We start from the raw sequence: 23,951 nt of genomic DNA, 5'->3' as shown, positions 1-23,951 counted from the left end.
TGTGGTTACCTCCTTGTTCGGTAATGGAGTGCGATTTGGCCAGCGGGTAATGTTTGTGTATCGATTAGGTCTAAAAAAAGAGATTGTTTGAGGGGTAGGTTATCAAATAATTTAGGACCATTCCCAACAATGACTGGATGGACCACAAAATGGTATTCATCGATCAAACCAACTTCAGATAATTGTGCTGCGACACTCAAACTTCCAATACAAATATCTTTCCCAACTTGTTTTTTTAACTTAGAAACAGTTTCGAATAAAGGAAGTTTGGCGATTGTGGTATTGGGATCCTCAACTTTTGTAATGCTATGAGAAAATAGAATTTTTTCTAATCCAGTGAATACTTCCGCAAACTCGTTGCTAACCTTTGACATGGATTTGTTTTTTGCAACATCAGGCCAAAAAGGAACCATTAATTCGTACGTGATCCGTCCATATAAAATCTGATCCGTCGTTCTTAATAGATCTGTGAAGTATTGGTGTAAAACATCATCCACAACCATTCCCGTGTGGCCATAAAAACCATCGGCGCTTGCGTTGATGCCAAAAACTACCTTTCGCATTCGCAATTTTTACCATTTGATGGGAAACTTGGAAGTACATTTTGAAACGTTTGGTTTTATTTCCCAGAAAAAGAGAAGGTTCTATCGAGATTTAATTTCCAGAATTCAAATCATGGAAGCTCTATTTTTTACAATGAACATCACATTTCATTTTGGAAATGTTTTATCTGACAACCTTCTTTGGTTCGGAATCAGTTGGAACAATTTCCTTTGGAACAAACATATGATAGGAATTGATTTTTCGATTCAACTAATATTGATTAGTTGTGTTAGGGAATTTCATAAATCATTCGATGCCATTGCAGTTCTGTTGCATTAACGGACAATCGTTGTTTAATGAATCAGGTTCAAAAATAATAAAATTTATGTTAGATGGAAAAAAAACTTGACCAAGTAAATTCGGTTTCTCACATTTGGCGACATTATTATGCCATCGGTGCGAACCTATGAGTATGGTAATCGATTTGAAAACAAAAGGTAAAAAATATGCGCAAAGTAATATTTGTTATCTTTGCTTTTTCGTTTTGTCACATGTTAACGTGCAAAAGTGAAAGTGGGATAACTAATTTAGACAAGATGTTTGTGTTTGGTTCATTTTTTGCTTCCAACTCAGTTTCAGTCAAACCTGAAACAGGGGCAGTGATCCAAGCACCAAATATGAGTTTAACGATACCTTTAGGTGCGTTAGACGAAGAAACGGTGATCACGTATTCGGAAACTTCCTTACCCGAGCCAAGTGGGTCAGTTGTTCCTATCCAAGCTGCTTATAAATTTGGTCCGGAACATTTACAATTCAATAAACCAGTACAAATGAAAATTTGTTATGATGGTAGACCTGAATTTCTGAAAGGGAAACGGGAAGATTCTTTACAGATACAACACTATGATCCCAAAACAAACAAATACATCAGTTATGGTGGAGATGTTGATTTGGTGAACCATTGTGTGACAACATCGATCTACCATTTCTCTAATTACATTTTAACAGCTCAAAATTTAGTTTTGGGAAACAATCCACCAACAATTGGTGGTGCAACGTTTTTCCCAGGTAGATTGATCGAAGGACTTCCGGCAACTGTTAGAACCACAATTACGGATTGGGATGCATCGGCCATTGTCACAGCAAGGTTTTATTACCGGACACAAGGCAGTGGTTCGATTTTCAAAAGCATCGTGATGTTACCCGATGAAAATGATGGAACCAATCAATTCTACCAGGCAAAAATTCCAGCAACAGATATCGTTGCACAAGGATTGGAATACTACATCGAAGTGTATGATTCGTTAAATGCGCGGGTGACCCGTCCGGCAACAGCACCGACGGCATTCGATACGATTAACGGTGATGTACGAGATGCGGTGACACCAATTCGATTTCAAACAACGATCACAAGGATGACAGCAGGTTTTTCCAGAGACTTGACGGTGCAAGTAAAAGGGAATTCATCTGCAACATACTATCCCGTACCTGCCGAAACAATGACATTTGCCGGTGGCAAAGGGGTTACTTCTAGACCAAATTGGTTGAGCGCTCGTTATACGGCCCAAGTGATCGGTGGTTCCTATATCCAAGCAAGTTATGGTAACCTAAATCTATCAATGCCGATCAATGTCTATCCTGGTATAATGGTACGCATGTTGATTTTATACAATTCGGCAGAACTGCCAAATCCATTTGAGGTCACGGCAAGTTCCACAACAGCATTTGATGCAGTCGGGTATGATTCGTTTAACAACTTCATTTTCGTTCATCCCACATTTGCTTCCGACGGCGTGATTGGAACCTTTGGTGATCCATTTTCGGACTACGGAAAATTTACTGCATTGTATTACCCAACAGACCGAACGGGAACGATCTCAGTGAGTTTGGGTGGCTTCACTTCAACCTACAACATTTTGGTGAAGGGATATGGAGTGTCGTGTCTGTATGATGTAGGGACTTTTGATTCTACATGCATATTCAATTGAAAAAATTTAAGAAAATTTAAGAGGAAAAAATGATATGAAAGGTAATATTAAAGAATATTTGAAAAGTGGATTTTTTAAAGGTGTTGGGATCACTTTAGGTTTTTTTACAACAAGTTTGGTTGCCGCAGCGGCAGCATTGAACCTGTTTGCTCCAGGGGAAGTCATCAGTTCTGCTCGCATCAATCAAAACTTTTTGATCGCAGCTCCAGAAGGAGCCGTAATGGCTTTTTATTTGAATGATTGCCCTGAAGGTTGGGCTCCTGCTGATGGAACCAATGGAACACCTGACTTACGAGGTGTATTTGTAAGAGGGAGAGATGACATTGGTACGGGACCAGCTAATCAAGACCCTAGCGGTCCTCGAGCTATCGGAAATTTTCAGATCGATACTTTCCAGGGACATCTTCACACAATCTCATATCTTGATAATTTAGCAGGAGGTGTTGGAGGAGCAAATGCAGCCGGAACTGGTGTTACAAGAACTACCGGAAATTCAGTATCTGATGGGATCAACGGAACTCCAAGAACTGGAAACGAAACTCGTCCTAAAAACGTAGCGTTAACCTACTGTATGAGAAAAAACTAAACAATTTCTTGTCTTAGAACCGATTAGAAGTTACCATTCAGAATCTTTGGATGGTTAACTTCTAATCTTTTAAGAAGATAGACCGCGGATCCGGTAGCTACAAAAAAACAACTAAAAGGAGAAGGAAATTGATTCCCTTTGCCAAACACTTTATCGATTAAATCTTGTTTGGTGGTACCGGGCCACAATCCTCCAAATCCCCAATAGATATGGATGAGGGAGAGAAAAAAGAGGACTGTTGTTGTAACGACTGCGATGATGGTTTGGGGAGAAAAAACTGTCATTGGATCCACCTAAATTATTTAGTATTTGTGATTTTAAATGTGTTCACAATTTGTTTTACTTCCTCAAACACTGGTTCAAAATTTTCTTCAATCATACCCGATCCAATCATGTAAAAATACCCTTTTCTTGGAAATACCCAAATTGCTGATACGACTTTGGTTTCGTTTTGTGCTTCGTCCATAATGGTATGAGAAAAAAGAGCAAACCCTGCTAAATTTCCATTAATCCTAACTGCTTTTGGTTCTATAAGGTAATCAAATTTTTTCAATGCACTGGAAATTCGAGACAAATAGGTCATAAGATCGTAAGGTATATTATTAAACTCTAAATCAGTTGTGAGTGCTTTGATGTTGATGATGGTTAAATACTCATCCACTTCTGGATCACCCTTTCGGATAGAAAATAAAGGAAGTACTTTACTTTCGTGTAACAATTTTGTAAACGTTTTTGATTCAAAGTGGATTTGGTTTTTACTTTCACGAAACTCTTCGTCAGTGACTTCTTCCCAAGTATTTGGAGTTTCAATAGAAAGACCTAATGCCTTAAGTTCTACTTTTTTAGTAGGGCTTGCGAATAAGAAAGAAGTGTAGAGGAGAAGAAGGAATACCCAATACCGTTGTCTCATTTGTTTTTGCATCCTCTGAGGTTGGCAAACCCCCATTTTTCTTTGATAGCGAAGGTAAATACTCCGTCTTTTAATGGGCCAAGTTGGTCAAAAATAGGAGGGACTACCCACTCTGCGTTGGTATTGACGAAACCTCGTTTTCCTCCATCTTCCACAACTGCCAGTCCTTCATTAAAGTAAGAAACATGAGAAAATTTAGGTTCGATCAAATACTCACCGTTAGGTTTGATGATTCCGTCTTTACCACCAATGGTTACACTTGCATACCCTTCTTGAAAGTCATATTCAGAATCAAACTTTGCATCGATGGCTATGTTTCCTTTTTGGTCTAAATAACCCCATTTGTTTCCTAGTTTGAATCGAGCCAATCCTTCTTTAAAATTAGCAAGATAATCATAGATGGCTGGTATGATGATATTGAAGTTAGAATCCATGATACCCATTTTTTTAAAGTGTTTGAAGACAATGGTGCCTTCATAAAAATACCCGCGAAGGTCATATTTGTCATGGATAAACTTTTTTTCTTGGCCTTTCGCGTTGATAAGTCCTTGGTGTTCTTCTCGTTTGAAGATGGCCCAACCATTATGAATTCCGGAAATAAAATCATATTGAATGGGAATCACAATTTTGCCACTACGATCCATAATGCCGTATTTTTTTTTATTTTCAACTACGGCAAAACCGTTCTCAAAATTATAAACCATGTTGAAATACTGTCCACCTAACAGGTCTCCTGATTTATTCACAAAACCTCTTGGGTCCCGAAAGTTACTTCCCGATCGAAATACGGCATAACCATCATGGAAATCACCAACAAAGTAAAAATCGAAATCCGAAACTTCATTTTCCTCCAAATCAATGAATCCAAACCTACCATTTTTTTTTGCACGCATCCAATCTTCGGATATCGTTGATAAATCATGATAAACGATTTTACTGACCTTAATTCGTTTGTCTTCAAATGTTAGCTGGGGGATCGTCTCGCCACCTGTTTGTGAGGTGGTGAGTTGGAAGCGGAGGTCACATCCATTGCGACTTAAGTTTGGATTTTTTGGCAGGCTTGAACAAAAAAGAAAGAGAATGCTAAGAAAACTGAGCCAAATCGGAAATTTCATAAGATGTCTAACTTTTTTCTTTTGAGTGAGAGTGAAAACTCATTTTCACCGCGCCCCGGATTGCAGCGGAAATCCTTTGCGTAAGCAAAGATTGGAGCGGAAAGCCGGAAATGTGCGCCCCAAAAGAAAATGAAAAATTTCGAATTATTTTAAAAAAATGCATAATTTTGCAATAAAGAGAGAATTAGCAGACATCTGTTAGGCTCCGACAAACTGGGGAAAAGTGGTCTAGGGTCCACTTAACAGGCTTTCCACTACAAAATTGGCATTCCATTGTATGATTTTCTTCTTATGTACGGGAGTGGATTGACACAATTAGAATCAAAAAATACAACTGTCAAAAATCAAAGATCACTAGGAGAATCATGTGAAAAAGAGCATTTTCTTTGCCATCTCACTCACATTACTATTACTTACATTGAATTGTTCAGGGAACAATTTATATGTATACTTATATGCACCGGGAGCGAATACAAACCCTACTCGAGAGTATGCTTCGCCTTATGTGGCATCAAAAGGTGGATTTTTCTTCCACAAAAATTATGTTCCAGGTCCTCTTGGACTCAATGCTGAAGGCACTTCCGAAGGGAAAGGTTGTAGCCATTCCATTCTTTACCTTTTTGCGTTTGGCGATTCTTCCATCGAATCTGCAAAGAAAGCTGGAAACATTACAAAAGTAGCTTATGTAGACTACGAACAACTCGGAATCCTAGCGGGTCATGTTTACCACCGAGTTTGTACCATTGTGAAAGGATCGTAATCGGAGCCCATTATGAAAATGAAATTAGCTTTTATCTCAATTTTATCTGTGTTTTTATTCGCAAATTGTGCGATTGGACCAACCCATGGTGGTATCTTTACTTCCACTAAATTTGCTGGAACGTTCAACGCTGAAAACAATGTGAAGGTTTCAAAAGAAGGAAAAGGATGTATGTGGACAATCTTTTATCTCTTTAGTGTTGGGGATGCGGGTGCAGGTTCGGTTGCAAACAAAAATGGAATTAGTAAAATTGCAACAATCGACCATTCTACCCTTTCTGTCTTAACTGGTGTATTCCGTAACTACTGTACCATTGTATCTGGAGAATGATCATGAAATACCTTTTACTATCCATTTTTAGTTTAACACTCTTTACAAATTGTGTGACCACACCGATTCCTGGTTACTTTTTCACAAAAACAACCCAACACTTAAATGGGGATGCCACAGGGAATATGGTGACATCTGCAAAAGTAGAAAAGTCTGGTAAGTCTTGCAGTTTATCCGGATACATTGTAAACCTTTTCTATTTTGGTGCTGGAAACTCAATTGAAGAAGGAGCACAACACGCAGGCATCAAAAAAATCGCTGTTGTGGATCGTGAGTCTTTAACGATTTTACCATTCCTTTTTTATCGCGAATGTGTGATTGTTTGGGGGGAATGATTCGTGTCCCATAACAAAATTATCCTCAGTTTGGTAATGTTGTTTCTTTCCTTTGGTAGTCTTTTTGCCAAAGATTTTGACTCAACACATGAATTACCAGAAGTAAGACAACCTGACAAACACCGAGTTTATTTAAGACTCAATTCTGGTTTCGGAACTCTTTACATTCCAGAAAAAGATTATGCAAGAAACGAAGACGTTTCGGCCTATGCAATTCGAAATACGCCGATATCTGGGTTTGACTTGTATGCTTATTCTCAACAAATTCCAAAATTTGATGCAACTTCTTCTGGAAGAGAACTTGAGTATCGTTACCAAGACAAATTTCGTTTTCTCTACGAAGATAGAACACTTGTGAACGATAAAAAGAAACCTGGTGATGATGTATACAGAACGGAATTTCAAGAAAAACAAAGGAGTTTGGGATTTGCATACTTTCATCCCTTAACACCTAACTTCAACGTAGGTGCTAGTTTGCGTCATACAACTGTTGACCAGTTGACAAAAACAAGTATCTTCACTCAAAGTTTAGCTTCAGCAGGTGGTTTCACTAGTTTCATTTATTCATATTCGCCAAGAGACACAGAAATGGCAGCAAAAGGATTTGTCCCTGGACTTCACTTGGAAATTAAACCACTTCGTTGGTTTGAAATCCATTTAGGGCAACAGTTCTATATGTTAAAAGGAACTGAATCTCGACCTACTGTTTTTGCTGTCTTTGGAAATGGAGGTAGTGCGGCTGGTGGACTCTTTGAAAGTGCCGATGTGACTTACACAGGAACCAAACAAACTCTTGATTTTGTTTTCCGATTTTCTTCATGGTTTGCCACAAAATGGGGTTATTCCAAAGAGAAAATGTTAGTAAGGTCGAGTAATCCACTTTCGATTGGATCCGCTACAAGTGCAGAAAATTCATTGAAATATGCGCTTTGGAATGGTGCTCAAACACAAAAGTTTGATTTCACTGCACTAAACCTTTCTTTCGAATTTTCAAAAAGTTTTGGTGAGTAAATCACTCTAAAACAAGCCTGACAGGTTATCGCCTGTTAGGCTATTTTCTTCTTCCTCTTCTTTTTTTTCCTCATCATTTTGAATGATTGGATCATCTTCTACTATCGTTTTTGTCTTTTCCAATCGCATTTGTCACAAATGGATTCTCTCATTTCCGTATCCCAAGTAACGTATAGCTTTTAACAGGAAGGAAGAGGAAGGGTTACCTCTTGAAATGGATTGCCAAACTTTCACTTTTAGATTAAACTCGAAAAGCAGATCGGCATGGCTCAACTGTATGGGGTCAAAACCCACAGGAATGGACAAGGATCGATCGAGGGGAATTTTGATGAACCAACACAAGATCAAATTCATATTACTCATTTGTTTGGCTTTGGTGACCAGTGTGGCTTACGCGGGACCAGAAGCAAAAATGAAAAGTGAAGCCTACCTTCCCAATGATCCGAATAAAAAGAAGGCCGGTGAAGAGTGTAAATCCTCCGATGAATGCCAAAAACACCAAGAGTGTAAATCTGATGGGGAAAAAAATGTTTGTACAGAACCTCCTAGATCAAAACTTCCTCCAGGTGTTGTGACCTAAATCCATTAGAGGATTGTTGTTCAGATTCCTAATGGATTTGGTTTCTCCTAAATTGACCCGGTTCGATTTTGCCTTTATCTTTGGGATCTCTTTGCTTGCCAGTGTGATGGCAGGGGTCACTGTGTTTTGGCCATTGCTCTTTATCCCAATGTTAACCCTACATAGTTGGCTTTTTGGGTACGAACATCTTTGGTCAACATACACTCGGTTGTTCTTTCATTCGGATGATCGAAAAAGGTTTTGGGTTTTGGTTTGGACTCTGCCACCAATCGTGTTTTTGATTCTTTTGGGAGTAGGAGCCAACTGGGGACTGACAGGACTTTTGTTTCTTTATTTCGTTGGTCAATTTTACCACACAGTGCGGCAAAGTTGGGGGATCACGCAAACTTACAGGCGTAAAGCGGGAGGTCTTAGTTGGGATTCGGAATTATTATCTGAAGTCACTCTTTGGTCTATACCAATTTGGGGTTTTCTCCACCGGTGTTCCCAAAGACCCGATGAATTTCTTTTCCAAGAATTCTGGCTTCCACAGGTTCCTAAATTGGTAGTTGGTATCGCAGGTGTGATCACAGTTATGCTTTGGCTGTATTGGGCATTGACTCGACTTGCTTCAATTAGGCGGGGAGACTTTGCAAAAGGGCATAGTTTCTTTATGGCATCCCATTTTTTTATTTTTTTTGTCGGTTATATTTTGATCGATGAGTTGTGTTCTGGCTGGTTACTCGTCAACGTTTGGCATAATGTCCAATACATCGTCTATGTTTGGGTTTATAACCGCAGTCGATTTCGAGCTGGTCTAGATCCAAAGGCCAAAGTTTTAACTTGGATTTCGCAGTGGGGAAGTGGGTATACAATTCTCTATTTTGGATTTACGATTCTCCTCGCAATGCCTTTTTATTACCTCCTTCCTGAACTGGGTATGACAATCTCTGAGTTCTTTAAAACACAACTGATACCGATGTCTGTGATATTCACAATGTCACTTACCTTCCATCACTACATCGTTGATGGGGTGATTTGGAAACAAAAACATAACTCAATTTCAATTTTTCAAATTTGAAAAGAGAGCAATGTTATTGTTCAACGCAGATTAATTGTTGGTTACTTAAGTTACACGGATCTGGAGTCCAACCAGCAGTGATATCAGCAATTGAAGTTGAATTTCCTTGGCCCATAATTCCCGAAAAAGAACCAGAATTATCTCTCCATAAATCGCAAGTATTGCCAGAATTAGTTGTCCAGTTCGAATTCAAACCTGTCCAATATTTTGAATTTGGTGAGAACCTACGCAACAGAGTCGTTGTAAATAAACCCGTCGAATTCGTAGTACCAATTTCTCCTTCTGTTTGACTATATGTTCGATTCGGTGCAAAGATCCAGTCAATTTGTCCATCACCTACGTTTGGGCTAATTGATGCGATTCTACTCACTCCATCCACAACCATTGCTTTATAAATTCCTGTTCCTGGATAATTTCCATCAGTATTACAAAATGAATCAAAGTTTTTTGCACTTCCTGGGTTAGGCGGATATCCAGAATTCGTTAAAAAAAGAAAACAAGGATTACAAGTTGGTTCACAATTGATAGATATAGAATTAACATCTGATTTTTTGACAATTCCCTCACTATTTGATGCATTGCAAATTAATCCTACAGGCTGATTGGAGACACTTACCGAATATGCTGATTCTGTATTTAATATGTTTGAAAATGAAAAATATGAACTTCCGATATCGACTGACAAAGTGATGGCTCCATTCAAAGAAAGTTTTAGACCTGTACTTGTTAATCCTGAAATAGAACCTGAGATAGAATAAGGGATAATCGTCGAAATGTAATCTTTACCACATGTAGGAGTACTATCTTTGGTTATAAATTTTGAAATTTGAATTTCTTTAAATGATTCTGAATTTGGGTCGCATACATTATTCCTTTCTAATTGTTCACAATTAGAAAAAAAAAGGATCATTAAAAAGTGTGAAGTAAAAGTAAATAATTTCCGAAAGCGCATAAGACGAATAAAAAACCCAAATAGAATTCTCTCCACTTATCAATAAATTGTAAACTTAAATTATCCAAAATCAAATACGTAAAATCGCCTTTTACAGGATTACCCAAACACTAAATGATAACCAAAACCAATAATCTGGAGCATTGAGTAGGCCGAAGGCCGTATCGAAATGCTAGGTCCTCCAGCGCCCCGGATTGTAGCGGAAATCCTTTGCGTATGCAAAGATTGGAGCGGAAAGCCGGAAATGTGCGCCCCACAAAAAAAGAATTTCATTGGCGTTTCTGGCATTCGAGAGGGTTGACAAATTTGATTTTACAACGAACATGAAAGGCGGTCTAAAATGTATGCCTTCACTTTCTTTTCCAAGAACTCCTATCTCTGAGATTACTTATACTTCGTTACCAGAGTCATTTTATCAATTTACAAATCCCACTCCTGTAGCAGATCCCAAGGTCATTTTTTGGAACGAAGGGTTAGCGGACGAGTTTCAGTTTTCCGATTGGAACAAACAAGAGGAAACGACTGCAAAGTTTTTTTCTGGTTCGAGTTTACCCGATGGGATTAGGCCTTTTGCACAAGCCTATGCAGGCCATCAGTTCGGACACTTTACAATGTTAGGTGATGGTAGAACGATTGTAATGGGAGAGTTTCAAAATCGAAAAGGAGAATGGTTCGATTTCCAATGGAAAGGATCTGGAAGGACAAAGTATTCAAGGAATGGTGATGGCCGTGCGACCATCAGTGCCATGGTACGAGAATACATCATGAGTGAGGCGATGGCTGGATTACAAATTCCAACGACTCGGAGTTTGGCTGTGGTGAAAACGGGTGAGCCCGTGTTACGAGAAGAAGTCCAAGAAGGTGCAGTCCTAACTCGTGTTGCCTCAAGTCACATTCGAGTGGGAACTTTTGAATATGCATACCAGGCCTTATCCTTGGACGAGTTAGAGGCTTTGTTTCGTTATACGGTAAACCGGCATGCTCCTGAACTTATGTCTGCTGAAAATCCAGCACTTTCATTTTTAGAATTTGTGATGAAAAGGCAAGTAACGCTTGTTACCCATTGGATGAGGGTGGGATTCATCCATGGTGTAATGAATACAGACAACATGAGTTTAGCAGGAGAAACCATTGATTACGGCCCCTGTGCTTTTATGAATGGTTATTTTGGAAAACGTGTATTTAGTTCGATTGATGCCAATGCTCGTTACGCATTTGCCAACCAGATGGGAATTGCACAATGGAATCTTGCATGTTTAACCAATTCACTTCTTCCGCTCATTGATCCAAATGAGGAGAAGGCGATTGAACTTGCAAAAGCGAAGTTAAACGAATTGGAAATGTGGTTCCAAGAAAGTTATATACGGATGTTAGGTGAAAAAATAGGGTTTCCTAATTTAACAGAAAAGGATTTGCCATTACTAAGAAATCTTTACCAGTGGATGCAAGACAGGGAGGCTGATTTCACAAATACATTCCTTGTATTAGAAGGAGTTTATACGCCAAAGGAGACGATCTATCAGGATAGTCGCTGGAAGGACTGGGTGAAGGATTGGCAGGAAGAGAAAAAAAAACAAGGGATCCGAGAAGAGGATGCGATTTCTCTCATGCAAAAATCTAATCCAAGTTTCATTCCAAGGAATCACATGGTTGAAATCGCACTCGCAAATGTTCGCCAAGGACAAATGAGTGTTGCGGAAACGCTCATCAAAAGAAGTCAGAATCCATACATACGTGAGTTAGGTTATGATTATGGTGAAGAGGTCCCACAAGGTGGTGATGGCAATTACCAAACCTTTTGTGGGACTTGAGTCGGAAATTTCTGCTCTCATCATTTCTGTTTTTTTATTTCAGGTTCATTCCTTAGTTCTGATTCCCATCTACAGATTTCAAATTGTCTATGAGTACTTTATGAAAATCTTTTGGTGATTCCAATTGGGGGATGTGGCCCACTCCAGCTATCAAATGCAAACGAGAATTTTTGAGTTTTGATTGGATCTTGTTTGCATCGGAAATCGGTGTGACCGTATCTAATTCCCCCCAGACGATGACAATGGGCATTTGGAGTTGATTTTCTGATGTCTGAAAATCTCTGGCAAGTTCATCATTGGAGTGAAAGATAAATTCACCGAGCCAATCACCTAAAAAAGCAGTGGTTCCTTTCAGTCGCATTGGCATCTGGATGACCTTCACTTTTTCTTCTGTGATACAATCGGGAGAATGGACAAATTGACTAAACAAAAATTTTGTAAGATGAGGGTTTGTTGCCGTCACTTCCAAGAGGCGATTTCGTAGGTAGGAAAGATTCCAAAGTTTTTCCATAAACGATGGTTCGGATACTGTTGGTTCTTTTTTTACATCTAAGTTAACTGCAATGTCAACGAGTTGTAAAGAAAGGATTCGGTTTGGAATTGTGAGAGCCGTATGAAGTGTAGCACCTCCACCAAAAGAATGCCCAACTAAATGGAAATTTTGAATTCCGATAGCATCCAGGATTGTCACGATTCGTTTCGCTTGTTGTTTGGAATTTAATTCTTTTGGCGCTGGTCTTTCCGAAAAGCCAAAGGGAGGCAAATCAATGGCGATCGCATAATATCCGTTTTCTGATAATTCAACCATCGTTTCTTTCCACAGTTCACTCCATGAGCCCATACCATGAATGAGTACAACCGCTGGATTTTTTGGATCACCTAATTCCTGTATGTAAATTTTTACATCATTACTTTGAACAAACCTACCAGTTTTTGGAGCTATCTCTTCTGGAGAATCCGTTTCTCGGAAGAAACGTAAACTTGCATAAAATACAAAGATAGACAAGATCACAAAAAAACTGAAGAGTGTGAGATTTTTTATCTGTTTCATAATATCCTAAGTAAGAAAAATCAATTTAAAAATCGTAAATGTGTTCTATTTCAATGTTTGATTCTTTTAAAATTTCCAACATTGATTTTAAGTTTTCTACTTTTGTAACAAGAGCATATCTGTTTTCACCAGGTCTAGTCAGGATGTCTTGTCGGAACAAAGTATTGGAATCTGGAATTTTGGGTAAAGATTCTCCGTTTTTAACCAAAACAGTCACTAAGGTGGCTGATGTATTCCCTGCAATTTCCTTTAGGCCAACCGTCTTTCCGATTAAGATCGATTCCAACGTAGGGTGAAAGTCTGCGTAACGAGGGATCAAATACACCAAGTGATGAGTGTCATTGTCTTCCAAGATTTGGATTTTGTCATTGGTCTCAATGGCTTCATTCAAAACAATCGCTGTTCCTAAAATGGGATCTTCAAAGGTTGCTTTGGTTGCTTTTTTGATCAAAAATCCATAAACAGCTTTTACGAATATATCTGTAGTTAGATAATACCGCCTTTCCCATTTGCGAAGCATATGATCTCCGAATAGGGGAACATCTAACCATAGAGTTTTTAATTCTTGAAAAAAGTTGTATTCATACCATGGAGTTTGAAAGATAAAATCTACGTATGATTGCGTATACTTAGCGTTGAATTGATCTTCTTCCGTTATTGCTTTGTCTTCACTGAGTGATGTGACCCTTCCAATCATAGTCTCGTAAATTTGTTTTGCACCGTATTCCACTGTTGTACTCACTGTTAATACAACGATCATCAGATGGTAACCATAATTGAATTCATAGGTTTCTAAAATTTGATCCGAAACAATCATATATGATTTCCAAAGTTGCAATACATGTTCCCAATATGGAAAGGTACTGGATGTTTTGTTTTTAAAATATGTAGCTTGTTCGTTTGGACTATGGACTAAATACCATTCAGGAAAGGTTAAAAAGGTTTGGTCTCCTGGACGGATATGTTCCTTGGGAGTAAAAATATTTGAATCACTTAGCATCCATTCCGTTGGAACTTTTTCTATGTATTCCGTTTTAGATTGTTTGGATGTCCAAATGCCAATGCTAAGCGAAAAAGAAATGATAGTTGTGAAGATCAATCGACTCATTTTGATACCTTTGTAAAAATCATTAAAACATTATCAGATGGGTCATCCTTCTGGAGTAACCTAGCTTGCCCTGCTTCGAAATGAAACTTTTTTAGGATCTCCACCCATTCATCAATCGATCGGAATTTTTTAAATTCAGCAGATTCAAATTCCCAAGTTTCCTTTAAGCCAGCGTTGAATACTGTATGGATAAGAGATACAAATCGAAACATCTCAAGATCTTTTACATCATGATCTCTTAAGATAAATTTGCCACCTACGCGTAGGACACGGTGGATCGATTGGATGAATGAATCCAATTTATCCAATTTAATATGGTGTAGTCCAATCAAACAAGTGACAAGGTCTAAACTTTCTGAGGGAATACTTTCGTTAATCGGATCATAATCATTGAGTGGGATAAATTTTCCTATTTTTTTGATTCCACCTCTTTCTAAAATATCAGCTGGTGTGTATTTCGGACTAACTGAATTGATGAGATAAATTTTTTGATTCATCTTTAGTTTCTTTTTTAATGTCGATACATACCTACCTGTAGTCCCAATTTCCAAATAACCATTAATTGTTGTTTGATTTCCCAAAAGTTCCAATATCTGCGATGACAATTCCTTTTTCTGTTTGAATAGAGCAGGTAAGGCATAGGTCAAATCAGCATGAAAGGGTTTTACTGAACTCAGTTTATCCACTATTTGCAAATAAATATCCTTATCGGTTTTGAATTGTTTTGTGATATCATAAATTAACTGGAAAAACTTTTCTTCTGGATATAGATTGAAGATCACTTGTAAGAATCGATAAAGGGCATCACTCCACTTAACATCAGAAAAAACTCGATGGAATTCAGAATTTGGTATCTCAGGATTTGGTTTTTCTTTGTAGTACGTATCCCAAAAAATATTCCTGAACCTGAATTTGGGATCAAGTTTCTCTTTGAGAGCAAATATTTCTTTATATTTTGGATAGGCTCTCTGAAACATTTCACTAGATGCATGAGTTTGGTATGGTAGGTAATAAGTTCCTCCCGCATCGATACTGGCATTCATCAGTTCTCTAGTCCATACCGCTACTTTTAACTTATCTGTTTCATTCACTTTTTGTTTGTAGTACAAGACAAACGCAAAACATTCCTTAGGTGCCCATGATAAATATGTTTCTTCATCAGCTTTCGCATGACGAACCGAAATGTTTACCATATTGACTTGATGGCGTTTTAAAATATCACACAATCGATCCGAAAAAACATTAAATTTTTCAATGGGAACAAAGTATTCCTGTAATACATAGGTTGATTTTTCACGTGCTGATGGTTCCAATTCTAAAACATCATAACCTGCTTCGTAATTCCGCCAGTGTACCTTTTTGGCCAAAAAGAGAAGGGGATCAACAATGTATTCACGCCTCCATTTTCCAAATGGTGATTCTGTAAAGTCCCAGAAAAAATACCGGTGTATTGGATACGATGCTTGTAAGGGCATAAATCTAGATTTTACCGTTGGTTTGTCTAGGGTAAATTCCCAGCTAACAGATCGTATGTTTTCGTATTTAGGTGGGTAAATATCAGCATTGTGGAAAATTACTTTTTTATCTTCTCGAATGCTATACTTAAAAAACTGGAAGTATTGGTTTTTTTTCATTTTTTTGCTGACTTGTTTGACTTTGACATTGTCATCCAAATCAAACTCAACGGCTGTTATGATACCAACAGAGTTATAACCGCCAATCATTCCTGCGAATATATCTGAATTTTCAGTCCGACTTGCCCTGACAAGGTTACCATCAGCTAACACAACATCAATGGATCGAACTGACAATACAACAGGTCCAAGTCCCATATAACGACCATGGCAATTGACACTGAGAGCTCCCCCAACGGTGAAGTTTGCATAGGTTTGCATGATTTTGACAGAAAGGTCATCTTTATCAATATAATGTTGGATATCACACCAACGAATTCCTGCTTGGACTTTGATTCGTTTTTCTGATGGATTGTATTCCAAAACTTGATTGAGTTTTCTCATATCAATATGGGTAGAACTTGGGCTTGCCGTTTGCCCTCCCATACTAAATCGTCCCCCGCCTACGGAGATTGGTCCTGAAGAATTTTTGACAAAACCAATCAGTTCTTCCACTGACTCAGGCCGAATGACTTCCGACACGATCACTGGATTAAGCCTGGTCACATCATTGATGATCATTTCTTTTGATTTTAGATGGGGGATTGTTGTCCCATCATCGTTTTTATAGTAATCAATCTCTGATCCTGGAACGCTTCCATACTGGTTGTCCTTTGGATCACCCTTTTTGAATGCTAAAAAGTAGATTACGACTAACGGCCCAATAATGGGAACCAACGTAAGTAAGATAGTATTTCCGGATTTTCCTATATCATGGAATCGTTTTGCTGAAACGGCAAGGATTCCCCAAAGCATAAGTGGGTAAATGATCCAAGTTGCACTTTCTCCTAGGAAATAATCTAAAGTTTGGTAGAATACATAAAAATTGGACCACATAAATAATGAGGCAATCCAATATACCTTTCTATCAATTCGGCCTTTATAATTTAAGAGTAAGTATGTGACTGGTAGAAGTTGTTTGATTTTCAAAAAATCTCTCCTAGAGGGTTCATCTCTAAATGGATCGAATTAAATTGCAATAAAAAATGATTCAATTTTTTTCGTGATCCTGGTGTGGGCTTCCATTTGAGACATTAGACTCAAAGGAAAGTCAGATGTTCAAATTGACCGAAGATAGGGGGGGGATTGTCATCATTGTCAGGACAAATATTGCCAGCTAATCGAGAATTGTTCGAATTTCATTTAACATTCATCATTTGATGGGAAGAATGGATTGGAACATTTTTATACCAAGGATGCACCAAATTACTCTCTTCAGATCATGAAATTAAATCATGAAACTGAATTTAGTTCCTTATTTCTTTCCTCTATGGAATCAACTTTGATTTCCAAAGGGTTTCAACTCTTTGAAGTTGACGAATCTAATTCAGGTCAAACAAAAATTGATCGTAGGATCTCGATCGAAAATCTGAGTTATGAAAGGAAAGGCTATGGAAAAAACGAAATCAATGTTATCAACTATGATGCTATTTGTAAGGATATAAAATCCAGTAAGATTTATTGGAAGCAGACAGTTACTTACAAACCTACTCAAAAAGTTTTAATCGATGTGGATACCATACAAAATTCCGTGCAGGAACTTTTTAATCTTTTAAGTCAAAACGGTGATATTTAAATTTTAGAGAAATTTCTGTCTTAACGTATCGATCATTCGTTTAAAGGTTTTTCTGGTAACCATTTGACAAGAGTTTCTCTTAGATTTGCCAATCGAGCAGGTTTGATCAAAAGCTCATCCATCCCAATGGACAAACAATATTCCCTCTCTTCCAACAATGCATTTGCAGTGTAACCAATAATAGGGATCCGTTTCGCATAATTATTTTTTTCGATATTTCGGATCTCTTGGGTTAACATATAACCATCTTTAATCGGCATATGGCAGTCTGTTATTATAAGATGGTAATTATTTTTTAACCACAACTGCAATGCTTTTTCCCCATCATCAGCTACATCAACATGTAGACCAAAAACTTTCAATTGACGTAATATGATTTCCAAATTCACAGAATTGTCATCTACAGCTAAAATGCGTGGAGTAAAGGATTTGGAAAAAAGTATTGGTTCAATTCTATTAAGGATGTTTTCTTTCGAAGTTTCATTCTGCGTATCCATTTTTGCCGTGGGAAGTGACAAGGTAAAGTTAAACGTGGAACCAACGCCTGGTGTACTATCAATCGTAATATTCCCGTCCATCAGATCGGACAACCTCATACAAATTGCTAGCCCAAGGCCAGTGCCACCATATAATCTAGCTGTGTCAGCTGTGGCTTGTGTATAAGACTGGAATAATTTTGAACGATCACTTTTGCTCAGACCTATCCCTGTATCGGTGACGGAAAACTGGATTTGTTGTAGTGTATCAATATTATTAATAAATTTAGCAGAAATGTTAATGCTTCCCTTGGATGTAAATTTAATTGCATTGCTAACAAAATTATTAATAATCTGGGACAAACGTAGGGGATCCATGATATGTGCCTTTGCAATTTTTTCATCCACAGAATAACTCAAAGTTAATCCTTTTGAACTCGCAATTTGTAAATAGGTTGTTACAACTTCGGAAAGTAGTCGACTGATCGATGTTGGTTGTAGTGACAACTCCAATTTACCTTCTTCTATTTTGGAAAAATCAAGAATATCGCTGAGAATACGAATTAAGCTGTTACCTGAAACTAGAGCATTGTTCACTAAATTTTTTTGGTCATCACTGAGCGAAGTTTGGTAAAGTAACTCTAACATACCGATTAGGCCACTTAGTGGCGTCCGGATTTCATGGCTCATGGTCGCGAGGAAAGAATCTTTTGCTTTGTTGGCAAGTTCTGCGTCTTCTTTTGCTTTTTCCAAAAATGTTTTTGCGGCAAATTCTTCCGTTATATCACGAAAAACTAATATTGATCCAATGATCTTTCCGTTTTTATCACGAATGGGTGAGCAAGTATCAGAAATATTTATTTTTCTTCCATAGCGGTGGATTAAAATTCCATCTTGGCTATTTCCTTTGACAGTTCCGTGAGAAATGACTTCGAAAATGGGAATACTTTTGGGTAATCCAGACAGAGCGAAAACCAACTGCAGAACTTCGCTTACGTTTTTACCGATCGCTTCTCTTTCAGTCCAACCTGTTAATAATTCAGCTACCGGATTCAAACGATTGATGATTCCATGCTTATCGGTTGTTAGAACAGCATCTCCGATAGAACTGAGTGTGATGGATAGATTTTGTTCGCTATTCAGTAGAGCTTCATTTTTTTCAATTACTTCTTTTGCACGAGTAATTACTTCCGATTCCATTTTTGAAATGCGATCTGCCATTTCATCGGTTAGTTCCGATTGTTTTACTCGTTGTTGTTTTAAATTAACGAATTCCGTAACATCTTCTGCTGTGTGAACAATACATACTAAATCACCATTGGAATCTAAAACAGGAGAATTTCTAGGACTCCAATATCGAACTTCAAATCCGCTTCCATCTGGTTTTGTGATATCATATTTTTGTAATGCCATTGTACTAGTTTGTTTGAAGTTGATAACTTGTGTGAGGGAAAAACGAAGTTGTTTAACCCCATCCGCCGTTTTATCATCTGGATTGTCAGGAAAGACTTCAAAAAGATTTTTGCCGATGACGTTTTCTCTTTCGATTAGAGTCGCTTTTGCATATGCATCGCTGATATCGATGATGCAAAAATCTAAATCCAAAAGCATGTAGAGTTCTGGAAGAGATCGAAATATATTTTGAAAATCAAAGTTTGGAAATTTATTGTTTTGGGAAGTCGATTCTGGCTTTTGTTTTTTGCGATTCATGGAAGTTTCCCTAACAAAGTTTAAAAAAACAAATTAGAATCTGATAACATACAAAGTCGGAATGATCAATCAATAATTGGTTTTTCACTGATACCAATTGAAAATAATTAGAAACTATAGGATAGTTACTAGTCATTTAAATAAGGTTAGTTCAGTCAAATAGGAACGGGGCTTAGGGATATCATCTTTAAATAAAATTCACTCAAGTGTTAAATATCGCAAAGTGCAGCTTAACTTTTTGTTTCAGTTTTCGTCATCAAGATGCCGTTGGCCGATGCTGCTATTTGGTTGTTTTGCTCAAATACCCAAACATCTGAATCAATTAGATTTTTTTTAGTCTGATTGACTTTTGCATACACAATGATTCCTTTTGTGATCAATGGTTTTTTAAATCTAATTTTTAAACTCGCAGTCACTGATGTTTGTATTTTGGGATCTCGAATGAGATACGCAGTGAGTCCTAAAGCCAAATCGAAAAGATAAGATATCACTGCTCCATTCACTGATTCTACACCCATTCCTCCTTTGTGTAATTCGTTGGGATGAGAAACAGTTACTGTAAGCAAATTATCAGTAACAAACTTAATCTCTGCTCCAAAATTTTGAAGTTGAAGACTACGATTATAATATTCTTCAACTTTTGGAAAAGGATCGTTGAAAGCTGGTCTTTGGAATAAGTGTTTATCCATACACCGAAATTCCATCATCATCATTCATTTGGATTCCATTTTTTATTGATGTACACGAACTTTCCGAACAAAATTCAATCGATTTACTATCATTGAGTTTGAATCTTATTTAGGATTGTTTGAAAGTGCATAAATAGTAGCACAAAATGCTCCCATTTGAAGGGCGATGCGAATCCATTGCCATTGACCCCACGTTTTTATGGCAATCTTTAATTGTTCGGCGTCCATTACTCCCGCAAGGAACGCTGTATTTGCATTTTTGAAATAAATAAAAAATGTACCGAGTACAGCCAAGGAACAAATTGTTGCAACCAACATCATCCAAGGATTACTTTCTCGCTTAACGATAAGTAGTACAAATGCAAATAAAACAATCACTGCACTCCAAATTTGTAACGGACCGTAAAACGCCACGAGTTTTGACTCATGTTCCTCATACCATTTGTAAAAATCGGTAGGACTCATGCTCTCCCAGAATGGCACAAGCAAAACTTCCTCTGCAAGGCTCGCACCAGCAGAAATACCAAGTAAAATCACCGCAAAAAAAATGATCCAACGTGACAAAGAATTCAACACAATATCCATAATTGTTCTCTCCTGTTTTATATAAAAACATATCATGGTTTCCATTGGTGAGCGACCTGATTGATCAATCCGAACTTAAAATATGTTTCGATCCAGATGGAATGGAGATTTATTTATGATGTTTGCAAAACAGGTCCATATGGATGCCTCAGGCGATAGAGATTCTTCTAATGATCATGACTAAATATTCTATTTTGCGTCCGAAAAGCAGATGGTGAGAGCCCTTTTTCTCGTAAGAATGTCGTATTGAATACGCTTTTAGAATTAAATCCTACCTCGTAAGCAATACTGAGAACAGTTTTTTCAGGATATTGTAAAAGTAGATCACACGCTGCTTCAATGCGGTGGTGATTGATATAACGCGAAAAATTTTCGTTCAACTGAACGTTAAAATATTCTGACAACTGGTGTTTGCTCAATTGTAACTTGTTAGCCAAAGCCGCCAGAGTCAGCCCATCATCTCGATACAAATGTTCTCCTTTCATAAGTGTTTCCAATTGTTGTTTGATGGAATCAAAATCTTTCCCTTTTAATTGAGTATTTTTGTATTTCCCCTTATTTATGACAATTTGCAGATCTTCAAAGAATCCAGGAAACCGCCTTACAAAAAGATATAACGCTAACAGAAACAATATACAAAGCACCGCACCAAATGATACTAGAATTGCATTATGAAGAATAAACCCAATGAACAAAAGTAAAGAGATCACACCCAAAGTAAACATTAGGAAAAACAGTATCCGTATCAATACTTCGCTCTGGAATCTCCTTTCTTGCGATGTTCTGATTAAAAACAATATTCCGTAGATCGCATAACCGATTGGATGTAAACTGGTTATGGCTGTGAACCAATCGTATGGATTTGGCAACACACCCTTTTTTAGATTCGAAATCAAAGCAATTTTTTCATGCGTTCCAATATTGAAAACTAGAAGGAGACCAATGATTGAAACGAATGAAGGTGTTAGATGTATTTTCCATTTCCAAGTATCATTGGTCAGATGCATTCTCATTTGAACGTAGCGCAAAAGCACTGGACCAATAAACAACATTCCAGGTAGGTACCAACCGAGAATTTGCGGAATTCTGTAACTAACATCATCAAGTAACAAGAGAGCTGCATGGACCAACATCAAAGCTATCGATAGGAGTAGATACACAATCAGCCTTGATTCAGAGCTGCGCTTTGATACAAGTTCACCGGCTGCATACAAAACTGCAAGCAGACCACCAAACAATAAAATATTGGCTAATATCAAATTTATCCTCTAATCAAAAGCATACATTTATAATTTAATTTCAAAAATTTGTAACCATCGTTTTTCGCTAGATTCTAAATCGATAAATGGGAATTGCATTTTCTTCCAAATCTAAGGTACCTAAAGGTGATTCGAATTTAAATGATTTTTTTTAGACCTCGGAAAAATTGCCCCGAATAAGTTTTTGGGTAATGGGGTTCTTCTGCAATTCCAACACCTCCAAGCGCTTCACGGGAATCGGGTGCATCAAAGGAAGACTTAAAGATTTGGTCCCAAATTCGTAACCAAGCTCCATAATTTACTTGGGCATCTTTGTAGTCTTGTCTATGGTGCCACCGATGAACCTCTGCTGTACAAATCATTCGTTTCCAAAAACTAGAGTTATAATTCCAATTTGTATGTTGGAAGAACATATTGATAGCAAGAATTCCGAATGCTTTCGATATGAGGGATACATCAGCTCCCATAAAATAAACGAGGGTCAATCCAGGCATGCCTTCCAATAATTGGTGAAGGGCATGTCGTTTTTCCCCATTTAAAAAATAAAGACGATTTGAACTATGGTGAATGGAATGTAAATCCCATAAAATTGGATAAACATGACTTAGTCGATGTACCCAATATACAAAAAAATCAATGATAAGTAAAATTAATAAAACTTGAAAGATAATGGGAATTTGGTTCGGAAAAATGTTAAATCGAGGTAGAAAATCTGAAATCAAATGCAATAAATAAAGAGCACCAATCTTAATCGAATAATTGATAAAATAATAGAACCGATCTAATGAATCATCCCCTCCATTCACCCAAAGAGGATCATAGGGATACATAATTTCAAACTGTCGAATTAAAACTCCGTATATGAATAAAATTCCCATGATCGTTAATGATATATAATCATTTGGCAAATTGACAATGATGAGAATAGAACTTAACATCAAAATGGAATAAATAAGAGAAAAATGTTTCTCTACTGTTGGAAATCTTTTCATTCCTTTAGCATATTGTAAAAAATGATTTCTTTCTTGAATGATCTTGCTATACAATCAAATTATAGAATAAAAAAAGTTTCAAATTTGGAAGGATCTTGAAAGATTTCGGAAGGATTGATTCCAAACATTCTTTTGAATGACCGACTGAAATGAGACTGGTCGGAAAAGTAAGCCAGATAACTTGAATCAAGCATTGATTCTTTTGACATCAAAAATGAGATGGCGTTTCTCATTTTACACCACAGAGCATAAGTCCGTATGGGAATCCCAACATTTTCAGAAAATAAATGTACCAATCGAAACATAGACAGATTGCATGATTTTGCCAATTGAGAAGGTTTGATCGGTTCACCCTGGTATGAATATCTTTCGATTAAATCCAAACAAATGGAAACTCTCTCATCCATAATATTTTTATTTGTGCCAAAACAATTTTGTGAATTTGATTCGTTAAGTAAATCTAGTAATACTTCTTCGAGTCGTTTCGGTATATTTTTAGGTGAAATTTGTTTTGAAGAAATATCTTTATAAAACTTTAAAAATTTTGAGAGTTTGAGATTGAAATCAATCCTAGCCGCAGCATAATTTAGGATTTTATTCGCCACTATTGATTTCGGATCCAAATAGATGCTTAAATAAGGATTTTTAATTGAAAACTTATGAATGGAATTATGGGGAATTACAATCAGCTGTTTATGAATTTCAAAAATATGATTTGATGTAATTTTGAATGACTCGTTAGGTGAAAATAAAATTTGAACCGCATGGTGAGAATGTGTGCCATATTGAAGATTGCGCTTCTCATATTGTAAAACAAATGATGGGTGGATCCAAAATATACTCATTCGGTA

Annotated in this window: 24 protein-coding genes; 10 read left to right on the top strand and 14 right to left on the bottom strand. The window is 37.3% G+C overall.

Going from position 1 to position 23,951, the window contains the following annotated elements; translation table 11 throughout:
* Positions 1-5: 5 nt before the first annotated feature.
* Entirely contained in the window at positions 6-563 is a 558-nt protein-coding gene (locus EHQ62_RS11080) for a dihydrofolate reductase family protein (protein ID WP_135642796.1), read from the bottom strand.
* A 486-nt stretch (positions 564-1,049) separates the two neighbouring features.
* Between EHQ62_RS11080 and EHQ62_RS11075 the strand changes: the two genes are divergently transcribed.
* Both EHQ62_RS11075 and EHQ62_RS11070 read left to right on the top strand, forming a co-directional pair.
* Positions 1,050-2,531, top strand: a complete 1,482-nt coding sequence (locus EHQ62_RS11075) for a hypothetical protein (protein WP_135642794.1) — start codon at positions 1,050-1,052, stop codon at positions 2,529-2,531.
* 34 nt (positions 2,532-2,565) lie between these two features.
* Complete coding sequence (locus tag EHQ62_RS11070) at positions 2,566-3,117, top strand: phage tail protein (protein WP_135642792.1); 552 nt, start codon at positions 2,566-2,568, stop codon at positions 3,115-3,117.
* Positions 3,118-3,140: 23 nt separating this feature from the next.
* On the opposite strand, the gene EHQ62_RS11065 is transcribed toward EHQ62_RS11070, so the two are convergent.
* From EHQ62_RS11065 to EHQ62_RS11055, 3 genes are read right to left on the bottom strand one after another with little or no spacing between them, the layout of a single operon-like run.
* Complete coding sequence (locus EHQ62_RS11065) at positions 3,141-3,401, bottom strand: DUF3995 domain-containing protein (RefSeq protein WP_244241744.1); 261 nt, start codon at positions 3,399-3,401, stop codon at positions 3,141-3,143.
* 14 nt (positions 3,402-3,415) lie between these two features.
* Positions 3,416-4,027, bottom strand: coding sequence for a hypothetical protein (locus EHQ62_RS11060; protein ID WP_135642790.1), 612 nt, complete (start codon positions 4,025-4,027; stop codon positions 3,416-3,418).
* Positions 4,024-5,142 (bottom strand): WG repeat-containing protein, encoded by a 1,119-nt coding sequence (locus tag EHQ62_RS11055; RefSeq protein WP_135642788.1) that lies wholly within the window; start codon positions 5,140-5,142, stop codon positions 4,024-4,026. The genes EHQ62_RS11060 and EHQ62_RS11055 overlap by 4 nt, the downstream gene beginning before the upstream one ends.
* 367 nt (positions 5,143-5,509) lie before the next feature.
* Here EHQ62_RS11055 and lsa14 point away from each other — a divergent pair, with 367 nt between their 5' ends.
* The 6 genes from lsa14 (at position 5,510) to EHQ62_RS11025 (ending at position 9,218) form a co-directional block, all read left to right on the top strand.
* Positions 5,510-5,902, top strand: a complete 393-nt coding sequence (lsa14, locus tag EHQ62_RS11050) for an adhesin Lsa14 (RefSeq protein WP_135642787.1) — start codon at positions 5,510-5,512, stop codon at positions 5,900-5,902.
* Between the two features lie 12 nt (positions 5,903-5,914).
* On the top strand, positions 5,915-6,232 hold the full coding sequence (locus tag EHQ62_RS11045; protein WP_135642785.1) for a TRL-like family protein: 318 nt from the start codon (positions 5,915-5,917) through the stop codon (positions 6,230-6,232).
* Between the two features lie 2 nt (positions 6,233-6,234).
* Positions 6,235-6,567 (top strand): TRL domain-containing protein, encoded by a 333-nt coding sequence (locus EHQ62_RS11040; RefSeq protein WP_135642782.1) that lies wholly within the window; start codon positions 6,235-6,237, stop codon positions 6,565-6,567.
* Positions 6,568-6,570: 3 nt separating this feature from the next.
* The gene (locus tag EHQ62_RS11035) at positions 6,571-7,578 is read left to right on the top strand and encodes a hypothetical protein (RefSeq protein ID WP_135642780.1); all 1,008 of its coding nucleotides are present in this window, start codon (positions 6,571-6,573) and stop codon (positions 7,576-7,578) included.
* A 328-nt stretch (positions 7,579-7,906) separates the two neighbouring features.
* A complete protein-coding gene (locus tag EHQ62_RS11030) occupies positions 7,907-8,158 on the top strand; it encodes a hypothetical protein (protein WP_135642778.1) in 252 nt (83 codons plus the stop codon).
* Positions 8,159-8,210: 52 nt separating this feature from the next.
* A complete protein-coding gene (locus EHQ62_RS11025; RefSeq protein WP_341866976.1) occupies positions 8,211-9,218 on the top strand; it encodes a hypothetical protein in 1,008 nt (335 codons plus the stop codon).
* Between the two features lie 13 nt (positions 9,219-9,231).
* Here the strand turns inward: EHQ62_RS11025 and EHQ62_RS11020 are convergent, their stop codons facing one another.
* The gene (locus tag EHQ62_RS11020; protein ID WP_135642774.1) at positions 9,232-10,170 is read right to left on the bottom strand and encodes a DUF1554 domain-containing protein; all 939 of its coding nucleotides are present in this window, start codon (positions 10,168-10,170) and stop codon (positions 9,232-9,234) included.
* 344 nt (positions 10,171-10,514) lie between these two features.
* Between EHQ62_RS11020 and EHQ62_RS11015 the strand changes: the two genes are divergently transcribed.
* Positions 10,515-11,981: a protein adenylyltransferase SelO gene (locus tag EHQ62_RS11015; protein ID WP_135642772.1), complete on the top strand. Its 1,467-nt coding sequence runs from the start codon at positions 10,515-10,517 to the stop codon at positions 11,979-11,981.
* A 52-nt stretch (positions 11,982-12,033) separates the two neighbouring features.
* On the opposite strand, the gene EHQ62_RS11010 is transcribed toward EHQ62_RS11015, so the two are convergent.
* Genes EHQ62_RS11010 through EHQ62_RS11000 form a run of 3 tightly spaced genes read right to left on the bottom strand, consistent with a single transcriptional unit; the run spans position 12,034 to position 16,743 of the window.
* Positions 12,034-13,032, bottom strand: a complete 999-nt coding sequence (locus EHQ62_RS11010; RefSeq protein ID WP_135642770.1) for an alpha/beta fold hydrolase — start codon at positions 13,030-13,032, stop codon at positions 12,034-12,036.
* Positions 13,033-13,057: 25 nt separating this feature from the next.
* Positions 13,058-14,140 (bottom strand): hypothetical protein, encoded by a 1,083-nt coding sequence (locus EHQ62_RS11005; protein ID WP_135642768.1) that lies wholly within the window; start codon positions 14,138-14,140, stop codon positions 13,058-13,060.
* Positions 14,137-16,743, bottom strand: coding sequence for an FAD-binding protein (locus EHQ62_RS11000; protein WP_135642766.1), 2,607 nt, complete (start codon positions 16,741-16,743; stop codon positions 14,137-14,139). The genes EHQ62_RS11005 and EHQ62_RS11000 overlap by 4 nt, the downstream gene beginning before the upstream one ends.
* A 244-nt stretch (positions 16,744-16,987) precedes the next feature.
* Here EHQ62_RS11000 and EHQ62_RS10995 point away from each other — a divergent pair, with 244 nt between their 5' ends.
* Entirely contained in the window at positions 16,988-17,389 is a 402-nt protein-coding gene (locus EHQ62_RS10995) for a hypothetical protein (RefSeq protein WP_135642764.1), read from the top strand.
* Between the two features lie 32 nt (positions 17,390-17,421).
* Here EHQ62_RS10995 and EHQ62_RS10990 read toward each other — a convergent pair whose 3' ends face one another.
* The 6 genes from EHQ62_RS10990 to EHQ62_RS10965 form a co-directional block, all read right to left on the bottom strand.
* On the bottom strand, positions 17,422-19,575 hold the full coding sequence (locus EHQ62_RS10990; RefSeq protein WP_135642762.1) for an ATP-binding protein: 2,154 nt from the start codon (positions 19,573-19,575) through the stop codon (positions 17,422-17,424).
* Positions 19,576-19,805: 230 nt separating this feature from the next.
* Positions 19,806-20,264, bottom strand: coding sequence for a PaaI family thioesterase (locus tag EHQ62_RS10985; protein WP_167482870.1), 459 nt, complete (start codon positions 20,262-20,264; stop codon positions 19,806-19,808).
* A gap of 105 nt (positions 20,265-20,369) precedes the next feature.
* Complete coding sequence (locus EHQ62_RS10980) at positions 20,370-20,894, bottom strand: DUF1772 domain-containing protein (protein WP_135642758.1); 525 nt, start codon at positions 20,892-20,894, stop codon at positions 20,370-20,372.
* Between the two features lie 122 nt (positions 20,895-21,016).
* Complete coding sequence (locus EHQ62_RS10975) at positions 21,017-22,108, bottom strand: AraC family transcriptional regulator (RefSeq protein ID WP_135642756.1); 1,092 nt, start codon at positions 22,106-22,108, stop codon at positions 21,017-21,019.
* A 137-nt stretch (positions 22,109-22,245) separates the two neighbouring features.
* Positions 22,246-23,100: a sterol desaturase family protein gene (locus EHQ62_RS10970; RefSeq protein WP_135642753.1), complete on the bottom strand. Its 855-nt coding sequence runs from the start codon at positions 23,098-23,100 to the stop codon at positions 22,246-22,248.
* Positions 23,101-23,159: 59 nt separating this feature from the next.
* On the bottom strand, positions 23,160-23,945 hold the full coding sequence (locus EHQ62_RS10965) for a helix-turn-helix transcriptional regulator (protein ID WP_135642751.1): 786 nt from the start codon (positions 23,943-23,945) through the stop codon (positions 23,160-23,162).
* Between the last annotated feature and the right edge of the window lie 6 nt (positions 23,946-23,951).

Source organism: Leptospira jelokensis (assembly GCF_004769635.1).
Classification (GTDB): domain Bacteria; phylum Spirochaetota; class Leptospiria; order Leptospirales; family Leptospiraceae; genus Leptospira_A; species Leptospira_A jelokensis.
This window is presented reverse-complemented; position numbering and strand designations above follow the sequence as displayed.

Coding starts and splice junctions, on each gene's coding strand:
- EHQ62_RS10980 (WP_135642758.1), bottom strand. CDS start 20,894: ATGGAAACCATGATATGTTTTTATATAAAACAGGAGAGAACAATTATG.
- EHQ62_RS11075 (WP_135642794.1), top strand. CDS start 1,050: ATGCGCAAAGTAATATTTGTTATCTTTGCTTTTTCGTTTTGTCACATG.
- EHQ62_RS11040 (WP_135642782.1), top strand. CDS start 6,235: ATGAAATACCTTTTACTATCCATTTTTAGTTTAACACTCTTTACAAAT.
- EHQ62_RS10990 (WP_135642762.1), bottom strand. CDS start 19,575: ATGAATCGCAAAAAACAAAAGCCAGAATCGACTTCCCAAAACAATAAA.
- EHQ62_RS11010 (WP_135642770.1), bottom strand. CDS start 13,032: ATGAAACAGATAAAAAATCTCACACTCTTCAGTTTTTTTGTGATCTTG.
- EHQ62_RS11070 (WP_135642792.1), top strand. CDS start 2,566: ATGAAAGGTAATATTAAAGAATATTTGAAAAGTGGATTTTTTAAAGGT.
- EHQ62_RS10970 (WP_135642753.1), bottom strand. CDS start 23,100: ATGAAAAGATTTCCAACAGTAGAGAAACATTTTTCTCTTATTTATTCC.
- EHQ62_RS11030 (WP_135642778.1), top strand. CDS start 7,907: ATGAACCAACACAAGATCAAATTCATATTACTCATTTGTTTGGCTTTG.
- EHQ62_RS11055 (WP_135642788.1), bottom strand. CDS start 5,142: ATGAAATTTCCGATTTGGCTCAGTTTTCTTAGCATTCTCTTTCTTTTT.
- EHQ62_RS11020 (WP_135642774.1), bottom strand. CDS start 10,170: ATGCGCTTTCGGAAATTATTTACTTTTACTTCACACTTTTTAATGATC.
- EHQ62_RS10965 (WP_135642751.1), bottom strand. CDS start 23,945: ATGAGTATATTTTGGATCCACCCATCATTTGTTTTACAATATGAGAAG.
- EHQ62_RS11005 (WP_135642768.1), bottom strand. CDS start 14,140: ATGAGTCGATTGATCTTCACAACTATCATTTCTTTTTCGCTTAGCATT.
- EHQ62_RS11060 (WP_135642790.1), bottom strand. CDS start 4,027: ATGAGACAACGGTATTGGGTATTCCTTCTTCTCCTCTACACTTCTTTC.
- EHQ62_RS11045 (WP_135642785.1), top strand. CDS start 5,915: ATGAAAATGAAATTAGCTTTTATCTCAATTTTATCTGTGTTTTTATTC.
- EHQ62_RS11015 (WP_135642772.1), top strand. CDS start 10,515: ATGCCTTCACTTTCTTTTCCAAGAACTCCTATCTCTGAGATTACTTAT.
- EHQ62_RS11065 (WP_244241744.1), bottom strand. CDS start 3,401: ATGACAGTTTTTTCTCCCCAAACCATCATCGCAGTCGTTACAACAACA.
- EHQ62_RS11080 (WP_135642796.1), bottom strand. CDS start 563: ATGCGAAAGGTAGTTTTTGGCATCAACGCAAGCGCCGATGGTTTTTAT.
- EHQ62_RS10985 (WP_167482870.1), bottom strand. CDS start 20,264: ATGGATAAACACTTATTCCAAAGACCAGCTTTCAACGATCCTTTTCCA.